The sequence below is a fragment of the Paraniabella aurantiaca genome (assembly GCF_050309965.1).
Lineage (GTDB): Bacteria > Bacteroidota > Bacteroidia > Chitinophagales > Chitinophagaceae > Niabella.
The window spans coordinates 2104154-2122580 of the sequence record NZ_JBLOSY010000001.1 but is presented as its reverse complement, the minus strand read 5'-3'; the positions used below and the strand labels follow the sequence as shown (position 1 = coordinate 2122580).

The window sequence follows — 18427 nt, the reverse complement described above, 5'->3', positions numbered from 1 at the left end:
GGCGTTCTTATTCTGGTTCAGGGTGTCGTAGCCCTCGGAGACGATAAGGACTAACCCACGCATTTTTATTGCGGGGTATCTTATTTACTTCAACACACCTGCAATGAACTACACCACCACCACTTTCAACGAAGCCGAATGGCTGCGTGTATTGTTTTTACTAAGCGATACGGAGCAATGGCTGCAACAACAGCATACCCAACATTTTTACCAATTGCCATTAAAGCAACATAAAAAGCTACTGCGTAATAACTGGTATTTAAGTCCGGCTGCATTGGCCCATATTATAGAGCGGCATTACTATAAAATAAGCCGGCATCCCTGCGCGGGTAAGTTTACCACTAGCATACCCGAGTTAGTGGCTTATATACGCGAAGCCTTTACACAGCCATCCACGCCCGTGCCGGATAGTGTGAACCTGCAACGCACCTTAACCACACCTACGCCTATTGGCTTCGACAACCAAGGTAATACCGTAGCAGCGCTCACCGTAATCAGCAATGCCGGAGGCCGCATTATTACTGCATTTCCGGGACATATTTACTCACCGCTATAAATAACTATGAAAAACCAATACCAGCTTTGCGGCTTACTCAGCCGCGCTACCCTATTTTGTAAAGGCAATCCTTTAAAAGCTGATGCGCTTGCAATGATCCAGGAATTTTTTAGTTATGCTACACCACAAGAGCATTTAAAAGCCATTGATGATTTCTGTACCGCTGCTTTAAAAGACGGCTATCATTGGCAGCAGGGCAGCGCGGCCAATGCCCTCTTTTATAGTGAGCAGCTGGAGCTGCTGCTGGAAGCGGCTTATCTCATTTATATAAAGCCTCAAAAGTATCCTTTTAAAAAACGCGCCGTTGCTAACCTATCCGTAAAGGAGTTGCCTGTATTATTATCGGCTAAAGAATATCAAAACCAGTTGCTGGTGATAGCGCAGTTTTTTAAACAGCCTTTATTGCATTGGAAGCAGTTATTATATGCCTGCACGCATGGCGTGTTGTCGAATAGCTCTGTAGCGGAGGAAGTGGATGCAGCGGAAGTGTTGGGGTTGTGTAATGAGTTGAAGCGGTTGGTGGGTGCGGCTAATTGTATTATAGAAAGATAGCTACCAATAATGTTCCTGCAGCTATAGAGAAATAGTTAGCGCCACTACTTTCTTTGAAGCCTGAAAGGCTGATATGATTATAAAAGACCATCATTAATCGATTGCAATCCCGTAGGGATGACATTATTACAAATCTCTTAAGACTGATAGCATAATATCACCCCTTCGGGGTTTAAACCGCTTTTCTTAGGCCGTGTTATAATTATTTCATCCCTTGCGGGATTAAGATGAATTGAATGAGCTGAACCTGATCTTAAGTATTACCCAAACACATGTAAATTAGATTAGATTAAATACGGATATGTACACCATAGAAAAAAGAAAACTATTGATAATTGAAGAAGTGCTGAAAGTGGATAATGAAGAGGTTTTAAAGGCTTTGGAGGGGATGTTGAAAAATACCAAAACAAAGACGCCTCGTAAGCTAGAAGTAATTCATGGCGATTAGCTGGAAAAGTGGAGATATCAACTATTTTTACATTTCCAAAAAAATCAGTTGCTAATGAGAAGATGCATAGTCTATGTTAGGTTGAACCTGTTATGTCTTTCGCTAATTATTTGTCAGGCCTGTAAGAAAGAAACTAATTCGTCCTCTGCGCCCGTGAATTTAGAAAATTACAGGACATTTCAGCTATCTGCCGGCGATTACAAAAGTTTTGTACTAAAATCTGATCACACCCTCTGGGCTGCTGGAAGCAATCAAAATGAAGAGTTCGGATTAGGCGTCGCACCTGAAGTGAAGAATGGTTTAATTAAGATAATGACTAATGTGTCAGCAGTTTCCTCCGGAATTGTATATACGTTGGTTGTAAAAAACGACGGCACTTTGTGGATGTCGGGTAAGAATGGGCCTGGCCTGGAAGCCGGTGTAGGGTTTATAAAAATAGCCGATGATGTTGTCAGTGCAAAGGCGGTATATGTGACCGGTATAGCACTCGGTGTTTTCTTGAAAAGCGATAAAAGCGTTTGGATGATAAGTGCAGGACAAGAGCCTAAAGTGCGAAAGCTTATGGATGGGGTTTCAAAAATAGAGGCCGGTGCCCGCCATGCATTATTCCTTAGCCCCGACCATGTCCTTTGGGGATTTGGAGAAAATTCCAGTGGACAATTTGGTACTGGCCATAACGACCCCAGAATGCCCAATGGGATGGCCACAACTCCTATCCAGCTAACGAACAACGTAATTGATATGGCAGGAGGCAATTTACACACACTCATTCTTAAAACAGACAAAACACTTTGGGCAGCTGGTAATAATGGTGGTGGCCAACTTGGCGATGGAACAACGACTACCAGATTCTTGCCGGTAAAAATAACGGATAAGGTTATTGGTATTTCGTGCGGCTTTACCCACAGTTTTTACATTAAAGAAGATCTCTCTCTTTGGGCAATGGGCAATAACGGAAGTGGTCAATTTGGCGATGGAACAACTAATGGAAAACTGGTCCCAATAAAAATTACAGATAAGGTAGTTAAAGTAAGCTCCGGAATTTCACAAACTATTATATTAAAAACGGATAGTACATTTTGGGCCGCGGGATCAAACAAATACGGAGAACTGGGCACTGGAGAAACAACATCAAGTCTGACTTTCGCAAAAATGAAGTTTAATGAATAAGATAATTGCGTGCACCGGGTAGCTAAGATCAAATTCTTAAACACTTTACACGCACACGAAGTCCAGCAACGCATAGCCCGCGTATAAGAACTCGGCCAGTAAATAAATAAAAAACCCGGGGGTCAACCGGGTTTTATTTTTCAATTTTTTATTTCTTTACGCTTCGCAGCTCACACAGGTAACCAAACTTGTTACCAGCTCTTTGCTCACACTCTGGCTGCGCTGGTAGTACAGGGTTTTTACACCCAGCTGCCATGCTTCAATCATCAGCTTGTTTACATCTTTAATGGGCAGGTTGCTGGGTATGTTCAGGTTCAGGCTCTGTGCCTGGTCTACATACTGCTGGCGAATGGCGGCCTGCTGTACAATCTCCAGCTGGCTTATTTCTTTAAAGGTTTTAAATACCGATTTTTCTTCAGGGGTTAAACCGCCTACCTGCTGCACGCTACCGTGGTTCAGCATAATATTGCGCCAGGTATCTTCATTATCGATGCCTTTAAACTCCAGTAATTGTTTCAGGTATTTGTTCTGGCGCATAAAGTTACCTTTTGCCAAACCTGCTTTATAATAGTTACTGCTGAATGGTTCAATACCCGGAGAGGTTTGTCCTAATATAGCAGAAGAAGAAGTTGTAGGAGCAATAGCCATGGTAGTGGTATTGCGGCGGCCATAGCCTTTTAATACTTCCGGCTCACCATAAATTCTTGCCAAGTCCATCGTAGCTTTATCAGCTTTCTCTTTAATATCAGCAAATATTTTAGAAGTCAGCTGTTTGGCTCTTAAACCTTCAAACGGAATCATATTGCGCTGCAGGTAAGAGTGCCAGCCCAATACACCCAGGCCTAAAGCACGGTGACGCTTAGCGAATTTGTTGGCGCTTGCCAGGTAGTGATTACCTTCTGTTTTATTAATAAATTCCTGTAAAACCGCATCCAGGAAGAAGATAGCCAAACGCACCGCATCGGTATCTTTCCACTCATCATACAGCTCCAGGTTCATAGAGCTCAGGCAGCAAATGAACGACTCGTCATTGGTAGAAGGCAGCATGATCTCCGAGCAAAGATTGCTGGCATTGATCATGTAGTTCAGATCTTTATATACCTGAGGTTTGTTACGGTTTACGTTATCGGTAAAGAAGATATAAGGCAATCCTTTCTGCTGGCGGCTTTCGAGCAGCTTAGCCCAGATCTCACGTTTTTCTTTATCGCCATCAACCATATCCTGCATCCAGTAGTCGGGTACGCATACACCGGTAAACAGGTTTTGTATGGGGTGACCAATGCTTTTGATCTGTAAAAATTCGCCGATATCCGGATGATCAATATCCAGGTAAGCTGCAAAAGCACCGCGGCGCACACCTCCCTGAGAAATGGTATCCATCGCTGTATCAAACAAACGCATAAAGCTTACCGCACCGCTACTTTTACCGTTATCGGTAACCGAGCTACCACGGCCACGCAGATCTCCAAAATAAGCTGATGTACCACCGCCTATTTTAGTCTGCATGATCACTTCACCCAGCTTATGTGTAATGCCCTCGATATGATCGGGTACATGTACGTTAAAACAAGAAATAGGCAACCCTCTTTCAGTACCCATATTGGCCCAGATAGGCGAGCTCAGGCTCATCCAGCCACGCTCTACCATTTCCATAAACGCTTCTTTCAATTCCGGCTTATACAGGCGTTGCGCTGCTGCTGCACACACACGCTCAATAGCGCCTTCTACGGTTTCACCCTTCAACAGGTAACCGCGGTTGAGTATTTGCTCACTTTCTTCGTTTCTCCACCACATTTTCTCTGTGATGGGCGTTTTTTGTATCATTGGGTCCATTACTTCCATTTTGCTATAGGTTTTAACAGGTTTTAGTATTTATTGTTTAGAGGGCGTAGTTAAGTTTACGGTTGACAGTTGTTAGTTGACTGCTGTCATCTGTACACTGTCATCTATCAACTAAAAAAGATCATCCGCCGTAATACTCTTATCGTGCTTGGTATAATCAACCGGGCGCTTTGCAAAAAAATCGTCCAGGCTGTTGGCAAACACTTCTTCTTCAAACCAGCGCATGGGGCGGTATTGCTCGGCGCTGATAAAGTATTGCGATGGCAGGCCAATTTTATTCAGGCTTTCATCTACACGGAACTTGATAAAATTGCTCAGGTCTTTTTTGTTCAGAATATCTACATCCCCCTCTTCAAATATCCAGTCCAGTATCTGCTCTTCAATAGCAATCGACTCTTTTACCATATCGGTAATGCGCGAAAGCGTTGCTTCGTTCAGCACTTCAGGATATTCTTCTTTTATTTTATTGATCAGGTAGATACCGGCATTGGCATGTATCTGCTCGTCAACCGATGTCCAGGCAATAATATTGCTTACGTTCTTCATCCAGCCTTTAAAGCGGGTAAAAGACAGAATAATCGCAAACTGGCTGAATAAGGATACGTTTTCAATTAAGATTGTGAACAAAATCAGCGCAATACTATACTCCTGCTTGTCGTTCGACTTGGTATTTTTTAAAACATTCGATAAATATTCGATACGTTCTTTAATTACCGGTACTTCTATCAATGTTTCGAACTCATCATTGTAACCCAGCACTTCCACCAGTCTGGAGTAAGCTTCGCTATGACGAAACTCGCACTCAGCAAAGGTGCTCCCCAGGCCATTCAGCTCAGGTTTAGGCAGGTGATTGTACAGGTTGCCCCAAAAAGATTTTACGGCCACTTCAATTTGAGCGATCGCCAGTAAAGCGCGCTTTACGGCGTTACGCTCAGCAGGCGTAAGATGGCTGTGGAAATCCTGTGTATCTGCGGTGAAATCCACTTCGGAGTGCACCCAGAACGATTTATTGATAGCGCTGGTAAACTGCAATACCTCGGGGTATTCAAAGGGCTTATAGTTTACGCGTTTGTCGAACAATCCCATGATCAAAAATTTTTAAAATAAGGTTCTATAAAATAGAAGAGAGACAAAGGGCCTTTAGCATTACCGGTTAAGTAACTGACTATCAAGCATTTCTGCCTTTTCTTCTTTAAAATATAATTTGGATTTTAACTTTCCGTTGTTAATGGCCTGGCTTACATCCGCCTCACACATCTTAACACTACCGGTTAAGCAATTGTTAACTACAATCCGCAAAACCGAGTACAAATTAATTCAATAAAAAACAGAAATAGTAAAGTTGTTATTCACACGATGTGCGAAACTTTGGTTGGATTTTTTGAACGGTTGATAACCTGTTTTTTATAAATTATGGGTACCGGCAAAATATAATTAGTCATTGACACAGTGCTACTTATACAAGTGCTTTATAGGAGAATCATTGCCCTGAAAAGCCCTGTGGAAAAGGGTTTGAACGCTTTTGTTTAAATGTTGTTAACCTGTAACTAACATAGCGGGCTATTCAACACCTAACTGCCTGAAAGCCGTGCCCAGGGCCGTTTTTATTCTGGCCGATCTTACTCTGCGCATGCGTTAACCGTGGAGGATACTTTTATATGTTGGACAAGTCATCAACCGAATTATTGCGGCCGGAGAACCTATGCAGGGGGATTATTGATAGGTCTGTCGCGGTTGTAGATACCTCGCGCGGGGTTGCGGGCCACTTCGTTGGGGTTGGTAAACCTATAATTGGGTCCGGAACCTCAAAAATGAGGCTGCATAACCCTGGGGGGCCAGTAAAAGACCGCGCCGAATATATATTTTATACGATGAGACAGGTAAAAGACCTGTAGGGAGGTATGCAAAACACGTACAAACCTGTTGCGACTAACCAACACCGCTTTTAGCTTGCTTCGCCGGTTGCAAATTCGTCGATTGATGAATAATGTCACCCCTTCGGGGTTCCACTACGCAATACCCTGTTTTCTATAGCAATACCATTCCTTCTGAATTGATCAACATGCCATCCGCTACTGCATAGGTTAAGACCTATTGAAGGGCGCACTGTGGTTATTTTACGCTTATGAGTAAAGTTTTGTGCTTACGAATGTCCGCTCTGCGTTTGCTCTGCGCACTCCTTTTTCTGCGGTTAATCCCTTTTCAATTATAAGGGGGTAAGAAGAAAAGAGATAGTGCAGCGTTATTTAATTTTCATCCTATACTTTCATCGGTTTTTACGGTGTCGCAACTTATTGAATATACTCCGGAGCCCTGGTATGTTTTATGAAAATATAACCATCAAACAGATCAGAAATCTTCATTTCATCACTATACAAAATACCCTTGGGCGGTCCGTAACCAATAAGGCGAAGCGGAAGGGCTGTTGTATCAGTTTTCAACTTATCTAAGCTTATGAAGAATGCTTCGTTTTTTTGCTCAGAGAAAAACTCATCCCATCCCGGCTTTTTTACATCAGGTAATTTATACTTCTGCATTGAGTTGGACTTTGTATTAAACCGGTCTGCCGTGCCGCCATAAGCTCCCTCTGCAGTACCTGTTGCTAACGAATAATAAGCCGGCTCTAGCTGCTTTATGTAACCTCCGCAACCACCCACCATATTATTTTTGAATGGGGATTTTAAGGCCAGATGAACGGTATGTGCCCAAATAATCATTTTATCATTCTTTGCCAAATCAACAGCCATGCGTGCCATATTTTTATCGCGCCCACCCTCGCCCATACACCAGAACTTTACGTTATTGATTGATGCCTGAAGCAGGTCTGACGCAGGCACGTCATTCACCTTCATAAGGCTGTCTATTTGTTTCAGGTTGGAGCGCGTGTTTTGAACACTGGCTCTTATATTAGCCCTATCCACATTTTTCATCTGGTTACTCCAGGCATTGTCATAAAATAAGGCATCTTTAATCAGGTTTTCTGATAGAAGCATCAAATCCTTATTTCCTGTTTTCTTTATTTCCTCGTTAATTATTTTCGCGGTGTTCGCCTGGTAATTAAAATCCATCCCAACAATAGAAATCTTATCAGCATGAGTTTGGTTAAAAGTTCTGATCCATTCAAAAAATGCTTCTACTTCTGCTGTTTGCCATAATGAATTCAAGCTCATCTTCATCCCTTCTTTTACAGGTTTTTCAGAATTGACCCACTGGTTTAAATAGTAAGTATCGCCAAATGCATTCTCAAAACAAATGATCCTGAAACCTTTCTTCTCAACGAATTCTTTAATTAAACTGATCCGGATATCATTAAACTCCTTTGTACCATGCGTTCCCTCTCCCAATCCTACAATTTTATGTTTTCCCATTTCTTCGATCAGCGGCTGAAGCTTTAATATAGTGGCCTTATTATCAGCGATGTTTAAAGGCACAATGCTCTCGTCTATTTTAGGTTGAGCAAAAAGATATAACGTAAAATGCAGTAGGAGAAGTAGCATCACAGGCAGTTTCATAATGTTTTGTTTAGCTAAAAATAAAAATTTCTATCATGTAAAAATTGTTAATTTTCATGATCAATGTTAATAAACAAACGACATGTTTATTTGCAGTAACAATAACTATATTTCTATATGAATCTGAGAAAAATAGAGGCAGCAGATAATGCTACACTTGCTACCATTATACGTAGTGCTTTTGAAGAATTTGACGCTCCCAAAACAGGCACCGTTTATTCTGATGCCACAACCGATGACCTATTCACATTATTCTTAAAAGAGCGATCAGTATTATGGGTAGCTGAGATAAATGGGGTTATAGCAGGATGCTGTGGCGTGTATCCAACGCCGGGACTTCCGCCTGACTATGCGGAGTTGGTCAAGTTTTATTTAAGCAAAGCCGCGCGCGGGCTGGGTGTGGGTCGTGCTTTAATGGAGCAATGCACGCAATCGGCCATAGACATGGGCTATACACATTTGTACCTGGAAAGCCAGCCTAAGTTTAGCCATGCAGTTCGTATTTATGAAAAGCAGGGCTACCGGCTGCTGGACCACCCTTTGGGAGAGTCGGGGCATACGTCTTGTGATATATGGATGGTGAAGGAGTTGAGCGGTGATTCCTAAAGAGACTCACATCGAGGACGGCGAGTCCGCTGGCGCAGAGACTCGCCTGTTGACTCGAAGAGATCAGAGTCGCTAGCCGAGTCTCACAGCAGGAAAGTGTGTGAAGGCGTGGACTCGGCGCAGAACGAGATGTACCCGGTGTTAACGTGTGAGGTCGACATCTGCTAACTCTAAATAATGCAACACTTCGTAACAGCCTTGTTTACCTGTGAGATAATACCCTGCGGAACAATGTATATAGTTAACCGGAGCATCAGCCAACATCCATTTGCCTTTGCAGGGATTAGCATGAATATAATTGAGCTTTTGTCTTAAGAATGCATTGATTCTGCATTCCTTCCAATTAAAAGAATCCTCCCACACTTCATGCAATTTATTTCTTTTCCTATCAGACATGTTTACGTCCCACTTCAGTTTATGCAGCAGCGTTTCTTCGCTCATTGCTTTTAAACGCTTTACAATGCCATAGGCCATAAATCGCTTACCATTTCCCACTATAGTGTTAATCGGTTGACCGGTGTTTCTAAAAGCTATCAGCACATGTATATGATTGGGCATAATTACATACCCTACAATATAATGTCCTTTGCTCTTTAGGTAGTCGAACCACTGATATACCAGATCGTAACCATCTACAATTTGTATCAAAGGTTGCCAGTGCAGGCAGGTGAAGGTGATAAAATACACGCCCTCCGGTTCGGTGATTTTTCTTTTGGTTGGCATAGCATAAAGTTACGACTCCTTTAGAGATCCGACAAGGATAAGAATAGTCGAGCCCAGGTTACACTCGACTGAATAACTAAAAACCCCGCTGTTTAGTACAGCGGGGCCAAATCACGTCATTTAACGTCGAGTCCTATGGAGACTCGACTGCTAATGCTTAAAATGCCTCATACCTGTCAAAACCATTGCCAGGTTGTTCTCTTTACAATAGTCGATAGAGTCCTTATCGCGGATAGAACCTCCGGGCTGGATAAAGGCTGCAATGCCTGCGCTGTGCGCTATTTGTACGCTATCATTAAAAGGGAAAAATGCATCACTTGCTAATACTGCACCATTCAGGTCAAAACCAAATTGTTTGGCTTTTTCCAATGAATGACGCACCGCATCTACACGGCTGGTTTGCCCGGCGCCCTTACCTACTAATTGCTTATTCTTTACCAAAGCAATGGCATTCGATTTTAAATGCTTGCAGATGATATTCGCAAATTCCAGATCTGCTTTTTCTTCAGCTGTTGCAGTACGGCCACCTTCTTCTTTCCACTCAGTATAAGATCCTTCATCAGTGGCTTGTTGCAACACACCGTTTAATACAGACTTAAACTGCACTTTTACCTGTGGCAATTCTTTCAGCTGTAATAGTATCCTGTTCTTTTTAGATTTCAGGATGGTTAAAGCTGCTTCATCAAACGCAGGAGCAATCAATACTTCAAAGAAAATTTCGTTGATGGCGTTAGCTGTAGCTTCATCAATAGTACCATTAGTAACCAATACACCACCAAATGCACTTTCAGGATCACCAGCTAAAGCAGTAGTCCAGGCATCAGCTGTAGTGCTGCGACCGCCTACACCACAAACATTGGTATGCTTAATGATGGCAAAAACAACCTCATCCGTTTTAGGAAACTCAGCGATCAGTTGTACCGCTGCATCCACATCCACCAGGTTATTATAAGAAAGTTCTTTACCATTTAATTTTTCAAACAGCTTGTCGTAATCGCCGTAGAAAATGCCCTGCTGGTGCGGGTTTTCGCCGTAACGCATAATTTTAGGATGCGTTTCTGAATGGAAGAAATATTCCACATCAGTATTGGTTGTATTGAAATATTTAGCAATAGCCACATCATAATGCCCTACTGTTTCAAATGCTTTTGCAGCAAAGCCTTTACGCTGTTCGATAGAGGTTTCGCCATTCTGCGTTTTCAATAATTCGGTAATAGCCGCATAATCTTTTTTGGCAGCTACAACGAGTACATCTTTAAAATTCTTAGCTGCCGCACGTATCATTGATGGACCACCAATATCGATTTTTTCAATAATCGCCTTCTCTTCAGTGGTAGAAGCTACTGTTTCTTCAAAAGGATACAGATCTACAATCACCAGGTCGATTTCCGGAATCTTATATTCTTTCATTTCCTGCACATCACTCTCCAGGTCTCTTCTGCCCAAAATACCACCAAACACCGATGGATGCAGGGTTTTAACACGACCGCCTAAAATAGAAGGATAAGTAGTCAGGTTTTCAACCGGCACCACGGGTATACCCAGGTCTTCAATAAATTTTTGTGTGCCACCCGTGGTATAAATAGTAATACCCAGGCGGTCTAATTCTCTAACAATAGGTTCCAGGCCGTCTTTATAAAAAACGGAAATGAGGGCTGATTGAATTTTTTTGTTCATGATTGTTATGTGATGTGATGTTGTTTAACTTAAAGCAAATGCCACTGCAGCATCTGAATGAATTTTTGTGGTATCAAATGCAGGAATATCTAAATGCTCCTGTTTAATTAATAACGGGATTTCGGTACAACCCAGTATCACGCCTTCTGCACCCTGAGCTATTAATTGATGAATGATATCCAAAAAGCCAGCTCTGGTTTCGTCAGTCACAATACCTTTATACAGCTCGGCTTCCAGCTTTTGGGCAATATAATTCCGGCCTGCCTCATCCGGCACCAGGGCTTCAATACCTTTTTGGGCCAGTTTATCCTTGAAAAAATCACGCTCCATGGTAAATTTCGTTCCCAGCAATGCCACTTTTTTTAGATCTTTTTGCCGGATGGCTTCAGCAGTTGCCACAGCCACGTGGATCAGGGGGACATTAATAACCTCCGCTACCCTGTCCGCCAGTAAATGCATGGTATTGGCGCCGAGCAGAATGGCTTCAGCACCTGCTTTTTGCAAACTTTCGCAGGCATTCTTTAAAATGGAGAAGGTAGCCTCCCAATTATCAGCCAGGTTATTATTATGGATTTCCTGGAAATTAACAGAATAGATGATGCACTCCGCGTAATTAAGACCACCCAATTTTGCATTGATGCCTTCGTTGATATAACGGTAATAATCAGTTGTGGAGACCCAGCTAATGCCGCCCACCAGTCCCAGTTTTTTCATTTAAATTGATCTGAATGAGTGCGCAAATGTACTGTAAAAAAGACAGTAGAGAAAGTTACAGTTATCATTAAATTCACTTGTACCGATTTCAGCCTACTTAACTGCAATAATAAATTGATAATCAAAAAATAATGGCGTCCACCAATTTCAGCTTTTTGTATTTATTCATATAGCTGAGATCACAAAATTTACTGTTATAATAACAGTAAAAAGTTATGATGAATCTCATACATAAACTTAAATCTTCTGCATCGCTAATACAGGCTCATTACAAAAGCGCCTTCTGTAGCCACATTATGACAGGCAATTTGCAGGGAGTCGCAGTCCCGCACCCAATAACGGGCTTTCCAGGCCGGAACAGAGCCGTCAATTACGATTTGTGACGGTTGGACCATTTTTACCAGGTCGGATATATACAACCGTGGGTTACCCGATAGAATCACCAGGTCTGCGGATAAAGAAGCCGTTTCAACGGATTTTTGTAGGGACTGATTAATGCGTATCACCTTCTGATCATGAAAGATGAGCGCATTGCCTGACGGCTGTTCCCATTTTGGGTCACGCCCTGCAGTTATCCGGTGCAAAATGCGCGAAGGATTCAGCACGTAATTCATCACCGATGTATTCGCCAAAGCTTCGGCATCTCCATAATAAGAATAATTTCTCCCATTAATAACATCCATAGCAGCATACCGGTTGGCATTATATACAATTAGCTTTTGCTGTTTGCCAGCATTATAAAAAGAAGTTGCTCTTATCAGCAGGAAAACGCTCAAACTGGACATAGCCCACCAGAAACCAGATTTTCGTTGCGACATCAACCAAAATCCCATACCGGCAATAAAAACAAACAATAGCAAAGATTGAGACAGGCTGATATTGATGCCCGACCAGACCGCTAAAGGAAAATCTTCCATGCGCTCAATAAATGTATTCAACCACCAGATCAACCCATTTAACAGGTGTCCTATAAAAGCTGCAATGATTTTTATGGGAGACAAAAGCACCAACACCAGTGTGGCGACTAAAACAATAGTAGACACCGGCACCACCACCAGGTTGCTCAATAAGAAATACACAGGAAATTGATGAAAATAATACAGCGCAATGGGCGTGGTCAATATCTGTGCTGCGATACTTACCGCCGCCAGCTGCCATATCGCATCGAGTATTTTATTCTTAATGAATAGTAAGTTATAGATAGGTTTATAAAACACAACGATGCTTAGCACCGCTGCATAAGACAATTGAAATCCTACATCCCACAACCAATAAGGATTATAACACAACTGGCAAAAAGCAGATGCGGCCAGTATATTGTAAATAGAGGCGTTGCGATTGATCTGCGTCCCCACTGTAATAAAAGTAAACATCACGGCAGCCCGTACAATAGAAGCAGCTCCGCCGGTTATGAACGAAAAAAACCAAAGCAAGCTGAGCACCAGCACGGCGTGCAGCCATTGGGTCTTTTTCTTCCGAAGAAGTGGCGCAAACAACAAATTCAACAACCAGTATAATAAAGCCAGGTGCATGCCCGATACGGCTATTACATGCACCACACCAGTATTGGTGTACGACTGTAAGAGGCTTTTATCCAGGTCATCTTTATAGCCGATCAACATAGCTTCCGCCAGTCCTTGCTCTTTGGCCCCTTTAATATGCGTTTTAACGGCATTCAGCGCGTAGTTTCTCGATTGCAGCAGCCAGCTTTTATACCATGGCAGATAATTGCTCGGCAGCTGATGATAATCTTTATGCATTAAATATACCTGGTGCGTAATGCCATTAAACAACGCATAGCGCTTATAATCGAAGCCGCCCGGGTTACCCGCATTACGTATTTCCTGGAGATCGCGGTTAAAAAGAATTCTGTCGCCGGCGCGCAAAGTATAATTGAGACTATCCTTCTTTAGATAGATAATAATACTGCCCGAAGCATTTATTTTCTTCCCCTCTTTAAAAACATACATGACAGATGCTGTAGCCTTGTAGGATCTTTCTTTGGCAACCAGCGGTTCATCGATCGTCACCACGACAAGATCTCCGGGTTGGTACTGTTTACCCAACCAATCCCGGTGATTGCGCGTATCCTTTAACCAGGCAAGGATCATACCGCAGGATACAAGCGCTATCATTAATACCCATCCCCGCCAGGGCGCCCATTGCCAGCTTTGAAAATTGCGTAGAGCCCCCATCATAAAAAAAACTAACAATGAAACGACAAAAGCTATGATACTTATAGTCAAAGAGATCTGCAGGTACCATTGAAGCATGATGCCGGCAAGCATTGGTAGCAAAAGCCTTATTATAGGATTGTGCTTTATAAACATAGTTAGCCTATACCCGATGTTTTAGGTTATGTCGTAGGTTATAGTCAGCACTAAGTTACAATAAAAATTAAATATTTTTCATATATGGCTATAATTCTTGAGGACACGAATTAAGGCTATTTGGCAAGAATAAGCCCGTTGGATAAAAGCCCATTTACAAAAAATAAATGCCAGGAGGAAAAGAATCAGGATAGCTTAAAACTAAAACCTTCGTGCTTGAGCGCTTCCTTCAGCCTAGGTAAGGAAGCTTTGCCCATGCCATGCAATTTTAAAATTTCTTTTTCAGAATAAGTGGCTAGTTGTTGCAAGGTGGTAATGCCCGCTGCCTCCAGGGCCCTGCGGGCCGGGGCGCTGAGGGCGGAAAAGAAACCACCCGGTTTGTTTTGCTTTTCACATTCAGGACAAACCGGGCAGTCACTACTTTTATAGTACTGGTGCCCGTTAGGACAGGTTCTTAATGTTTTTGACGAGGCCATACTGTTTAAATTCACGATCAGAACGATTCATCAGTTTTTCTCGGCATAGGCTTTAAAATTATTGAGAATGGCTTGCCAACCCGCCTGCTGCATTTCTTCGGGATTTTGAGACTCGGCCTCAAAATGCTCATCGATTTTTGTTCCACCATCCGCTTCAGTAAAATGAACTTTTACTTTCCGCCCATCGCCTAATGTATATTCGAGGTACTGCGCTTCGGTAACTACATCGAATGTACCGCCGAAATCAAAACCGAAGCTGCCATCTTTGGCTTCCATCCTATAAGAGAATTGACCTCCGGGTTTTAGATCATGTTCCGCTTTGGGAGAGTGCCAATCGGGTGAAGCGGCGTTCCATTGTTGGATATCGGATGGAGTGGTCCACAACTTCCATACTTTCTCCACAGGTGCGTTTACTAATGCTGAAACAGTGATTACATTTGATTTTGTTTCCATAATGATTTTGTTTTGTTACACAAACATACATCGCCTATCTATTTGAAATGATGGACATTAGCGACTAATACAAGGTATTTTGCGACAGCCCGGCACCCTGTTAATCTTCTCTTACGAAAGGATTATTGCGCTTCTCATAGCCAATGCTGGTGCCGCCGCCATGACCTGAGTAAACTTTTGTAGCGTCTGGCAAAGTATACAGCTCTGTTTTTATAGAGCGCTCCAGCTCATCATAGTCTCCGCCGGGTAAATCAGTACGTCCGATGCTTCCGCTGAACAATACATCACCACTGATCACATAACCATCTTTCTCATTATAGAAACTGACACTGCCTGGTGAATGCCCGGGTGTAAATAAAACTTTGAGCTCATTGTCGCCGATACTGATAATATCGCCTGGAAGAAGCCATTTCATTTCTCCATCATAGTTTTCAAAAGGTAGGCCATATATGTCTGCCGATTTAGGCGCGAAACTCAAAACCATTTTTTCAGTTTCGTTCAGGTACAAAGGCAACTGCCAGGTCTCACTAACGAATTTGTTTCCAAAAACATGGTCCAAATGACAATGCGTATTGAGCAGGTATACCGGTTTTAGATTTTTGGACTGTATAAAGCGCATCAATTCATTCCGCTCCTCCTCAAAATAACAGCCGGGGTCGATAACACAGCAGTCCCCATTTTCGGCGTAAAGCACATAGGTATTTTCCTGTATGGGGTTAAAAGTAAATTTATGTACAGATAACATTTTTTGTTAAATTTTTTGATTTGACGCAAAAGTAATTGATGCAACTAAGACGACTACATATTTACAATTTAAAACAATCGTAAATTTGCGGTCGATGAATCTTACCCTAAAGTTTTTAATCCTGGTTATCGGACTGACTAGCTGTACCGTTTCTTTTTCACAGAAAACACTAAAGGGGTTAGTGAAAGATGCCCATAGTGACGAAGCTATCGCATTTGCGTCGGTTATTTTTAAAGGCACTTCAATGGGCGCCATAACCGACTCTGCCGGAAGGTTTGCATTTTCCATCAGTGACTGGCCCTCCGATACACTAATCGTCAGCTATGTAGGTTATGAGACATTTTTCCTCACCATGGATCATGCTAAAAGTGATTTAGATATTACTATTCCCATGGAGCGTGGCACAACCGATGATGTGGTAATCGTAAAATCAAAGATCGATAAAGGATTGTGGCTCTGGAAAAAAGTGGTAGAGCATAAACCACAGAACAACCGGTACAAATTTGACAATTTTTCTTACGAGCTATATAATAAACTGGAGATAGACCTTAAGAATTTTAAAAGTCTGCAAAGAATCACGAGATTTAAACCCCTACGGCCTATCAACGACCTCATCAATCAAAATATAGATACTTCAGAAGGCATCAAAATATTACCCACCTATCTCACGGAAGCGATCAGTAATTATTATTACCAGAAAAAACCGATGAAGCGTAGGGAAGAAATTATTGGCGCTAATACGAATGGCATCAAAAACGAAAGCATGGTGAAGTTCCTGGGGGGAATGGACCAGGTAATTAACGTGTATAATAATTTCATTAATGTTTTTAATAAAGAGTTTATAAGTCCTGTTAGTGACAATGGTGATTTTTATTATAAGTATACTGTAGCCGATACGCAATACATTGCGGGGGAAAGGTATTATCACCTTTTGTTCAGGCCCCGGCGCAAAGGCATGAATACTTTTGAAGGCGATTGCTGGGTACATTTTGGCAGCTTTGCTATTCAGAAAATGAATTTAGCTTTAGACAAAACTGCTGATGTCAACTTCATGGAGCGCTTTAGTTATATACAGGAGTATACACGACTGGCGGATAGTAACTGGTTTGTAAGCCGGGAAAAACTGGTAGTGGATGTTGCACCCGTGGGTGACAAAACACCTGGTATTATTGGCCGTAAAACAAGTACCTATCGCAATATAGTGGTCAACGACAGCTCAGTAGTTGCCCGGCTAAAGCTGAATAAAGAACTGGAAGAAATTGTCACCGTTCCCGGCGCCCAGCAAAAAGACAACACTTACTGGGAATCCGCCCGACACGAGGAGCTCAGCACTACCGAAAAGAATATTGTGAAGATGATCGACACCATTATGAATGCCCCGGTATATCAAAAGCTAACCAGGCAACTGGAGTTTATGGGTACCGGGTATTTTGATGTAGGTAATGTAAGATTGGGATCTGCTTACAACTGGTTTTCGGGTAACGCATGGGAAGGATTCAGGATGCGGTTTGATGTGGCCAGCAATAAGCATTTTAATAAAAAATTCATGTACCATACCTACCTGGCTTATGGCTTTAGCGATAAAAAGTTAAAAGGTATGGGTGAGCTTTTTTTCCTGCCTAAAAAAGATCCGCGCCAGTACTGGGCTTTAACCTATAAAAATGATCTTGACTTTGGGCAGCGTTACTATGGCGAGATTTCATCGGATAATATATTTTCCTTCGCGGTGCGTAAACCTGGCGTTCCCATGAAGTTTATGAACCTGGCGGAGGGTAGCTTTGAATTTTTCAACGAACTGCCTAACGGCTTTTCGGTAAAAGCGACTGCTGCCAACAAAACCTATACACCCCTGGCCAATCTTTTGCCAGCTGATGCATTTGGTGAAGGCTTGAAACGCTTAACGACTACCGAGCTTTCTGTACGCCTTCGTTTTGCTTTCCTGGAAAAATTCCTGGAGTCCACCTTCTACCGGGCGAGCCTGGGCAGCCCCTATCCTATTGTGGAAGCTACTTATACCAAAGGCATATCAGGCGTTTTAAATAGCAGGTACAATTATTCAAAGATATTAGCCTCCGTTTCAGATTATATCAAAACACCGCCATTCGGTATTATCAACTACCAGCTATATGCAGGAAAAACGTTTGGTACTGCTCCTTATATGTTTTTAGATGTGGCACCCGGCAACGAAATGTATTACTACAACAAATATGCATTCAATACCATGATCCGTTATCAATATGTTCATGACCAGTTTGCAGGTATCAACTATGAGCATAATATTGGTAACGGTATTTTTAAGCTGATCCCTAAATCAAAATTCAGGCAGTTCTACACCATTAAAGCATTATGGGGATCACTATCCGATGCTAATAAGGCACTTAATTTTCAACCAGGCCATAGCTTCTTGTCATTAGACGGGAAGACCTACCTGGAACTGGGAACAGGGGTCGACAATATTCTGAGAGTATTGAGGGTTGATTTTATATGGCGTGTACTGCCAGGAGAGCAGCCCACATCTTCTATCAAAAACTTTGGTGTGTTTGGAAGCCTTCGCTTTAATTTTTAAGAGACTTCGTTGCAGCTTACTTTGAAACACATCGTCACATAGCAGTAGCATCGTCTA

The 18427-nt window shown here is 42.3% G+C and carries 16 protein-coding genes; 6 read left to right on the top strand and 10 right to left on the bottom strand.

From position 1 onward, the window contains the following. The first annotated feature begins 103 nt into the window (after positions 1 to 103). The 4 genes from ACLOAU_RS09235 (at position 104) to ACLOAU_RS09220 (ending at position 2726) form a co-directional block, all read left to right on the top strand. Entirely contained in the window at positions 104 to 556 is a 453-nt protein-coding gene (locus ACLOAU_RS09235) for a hypothetical protein (RefSeq protein ID WP_427861578.1), read from the top strand. 6 nt (positions 557 to 562) lie between these two features. Further along, positions 563 to 1108 carry a hypothetical protein gene (locus ACLOAU_RS09230; RefSeq protein WP_427861577.1) on the top strand — a complete coding sequence of 182 codons (546 nt, stop codon included), beginning with the start codon at positions 563 to 565 and terminating at the stop codon, positions 1106 to 1108. A gap of 301 nt (positions 1109 to 1409) precedes the next feature. Then, positions 1410 to 1556, top strand: coding sequence for a hypothetical protein (locus tag ACLOAU_RS09225; protein ID WP_427861576.1), 147 nt, complete (start codon positions 1410 to 1412; stop codon positions 1554 to 1556). A 54-nt stretch (positions 1557 to 1610) separates the two neighbouring features. Then, positions 1611 to 2726 carry an RCC1 domain-containing protein gene (locus ACLOAU_RS09220; RefSeq protein ID WP_427861575.1) on the top strand — a complete coding sequence of 372 codons (1116 nt, stop codon included), beginning with the start codon at positions 1611 to 1613 and terminating at the stop codon, positions 2724 to 2726. 156 nt (positions 2727 to 2882) lie between these two features. Here the strand turns inward: ACLOAU_RS09220 and ACLOAU_RS09215 are convergent, their stop codons facing one another. From ACLOAU_RS09215 to ACLOAU_RS09205, 3 genes are all read right to left on the bottom strand, one after another. Continuing rightward, entirely contained in the window at positions 2883 to 4559 is a 1677-nt protein-coding gene (locus ACLOAU_RS09215) for a ribonucleoside-diphosphate reductase subunit alpha (RefSeq protein WP_427861574.1), read from the bottom strand. A 120-nt stretch (positions 4560 to 4679) separates the two neighbouring features. Then, the gene (locus ACLOAU_RS09210; RefSeq protein ID WP_427861573.1) at positions 4680 to 5654 is read right to left on the bottom strand and encodes a ribonucleotide-diphosphate reductase subunit beta; all 975 of its coding nucleotides are present in this window, start codon (positions 5652 to 5654) and stop codon (positions 4680 to 4682) included. 1205 nt (positions 5655 to 6859) lie between these two features. Then, positions 6860 to 8080 carry an erythromycin esterase family protein gene (locus tag ACLOAU_RS09205; protein ID WP_427861572.1) on the bottom strand — a complete coding sequence of 407 codons (1221 nt, stop codon included), beginning with the start codon at positions 8078 to 8080 and terminating at the stop codon, positions 6860 to 6862. Positions 8081 to 8197: 117 nt separating this feature from the next. On the opposite strand from ACLOAU_RS09205, the gene ACLOAU_RS09200 reads away from it, so the two are divergent. Further along, positions 8198 to 8686 carry a GNAT family N-acetyltransferase gene (locus ACLOAU_RS09200; RefSeq protein ID WP_427861571.1) on the top strand — a complete coding sequence of 163 codons (489 nt, stop codon included), beginning with the start codon at positions 8198 to 8200 and terminating at the stop codon, positions 8684 to 8686. A gap of 141 nt (positions 8687 to 8827) precedes the next feature. Here the strand turns inward: ACLOAU_RS09200 and ACLOAU_RS09195 are convergent, their stop codons facing one another. From ACLOAU_RS09195 to ACLOAU_RS09165, 7 genes are all read right to left on the bottom strand, one after another. Continuing rightward, positions 8828 to 9409: a transposase gene (locus ACLOAU_RS09195; RefSeq protein WP_427861570.1), complete on the bottom strand. Its 582-nt coding sequence runs from the start codon at positions 9407 to 9409 to the stop codon at positions 8828 to 8830. A gap of 150 nt (positions 9410 to 9559) precedes the next feature. After that, a complete protein-coding gene (gene purH / locus ACLOAU_RS09190) occupies positions 9560 to 11086 on the bottom strand; it encodes a bifunctional phosphoribosylaminoimidazolecarboxamide formyltransferase/IMP cyclohydrolase (RefSeq protein ID WP_427861569.1) in 1527 nt (508 codons plus the stop codon). Between the two features lie 24 nt (positions 11087 to 11110). Then, a complete protein-coding gene (locus ACLOAU_RS09185) occupies positions 11111 to 11800 on the bottom strand; it encodes an aspartate/glutamate racemase family protein (protein ID WP_427861568.1) in 690 nt (229 codons plus the stop codon). Between the two features lie 254 nt (positions 11801 to 12054). Continuing rightward, the gene (locus ACLOAU_RS09180) at positions 12055 to 14088 is read right to left on the bottom strand and encodes a ComEC/Rec2 family competence protein (protein ID WP_427861567.1); all 2034 of its coding nucleotides are present in this window, start codon (positions 14086 to 14088) and stop codon (positions 12055 to 12057) included. Positions 14089 to 14315: 227 nt separating this feature from the next. Beyond that, positions 14316 to 14606 carry an RNA polymerase alpha subunit C-terminal domain-containing protein gene (locus ACLOAU_RS09175; protein WP_427861566.1) on the bottom strand — a complete coding sequence of 97 codons (291 nt, stop codon included), beginning with the start codon at positions 14604 to 14606 and terminating at the stop codon, positions 14316 to 14318. 30 nt (positions 14607 to 14636) lie between these two features. Beyond that, complete coding sequence (locus ACLOAU_RS09170) at positions 14637 to 15059, bottom strand: SRPBCC family protein (protein ID WP_427861565.1); 423 nt, start codon at positions 15057 to 15059, stop codon at positions 14637 to 14639. A 100-nt stretch (positions 15060 to 15159) separates the two neighbouring features. Beyond that, on the bottom strand, positions 15160 to 15804 hold the full coding sequence (locus ACLOAU_RS09165; protein ID WP_427861564.1) for an MBL fold metallo-hydrolase: 645 nt from the start codon (positions 15802 to 15804) through the stop codon (positions 15160 to 15162). A 94-nt stretch (positions 15805 to 15898) separates the two neighbouring features. On the opposite strand from ACLOAU_RS09165, the gene ACLOAU_RS09160 reads away from it, so the two are divergent. Continuing rightward, complete coding sequence (locus ACLOAU_RS09160) at positions 15899 to 18370, top strand: DUF5686 family protein (RefSeq protein ID WP_427861563.1); 2472 nt, start codon at positions 15899 to 15901, stop codon at positions 18368 to 18370. The last annotated feature ends 57 nt before the right edge of the window (positions 18371 to 18427 follow it).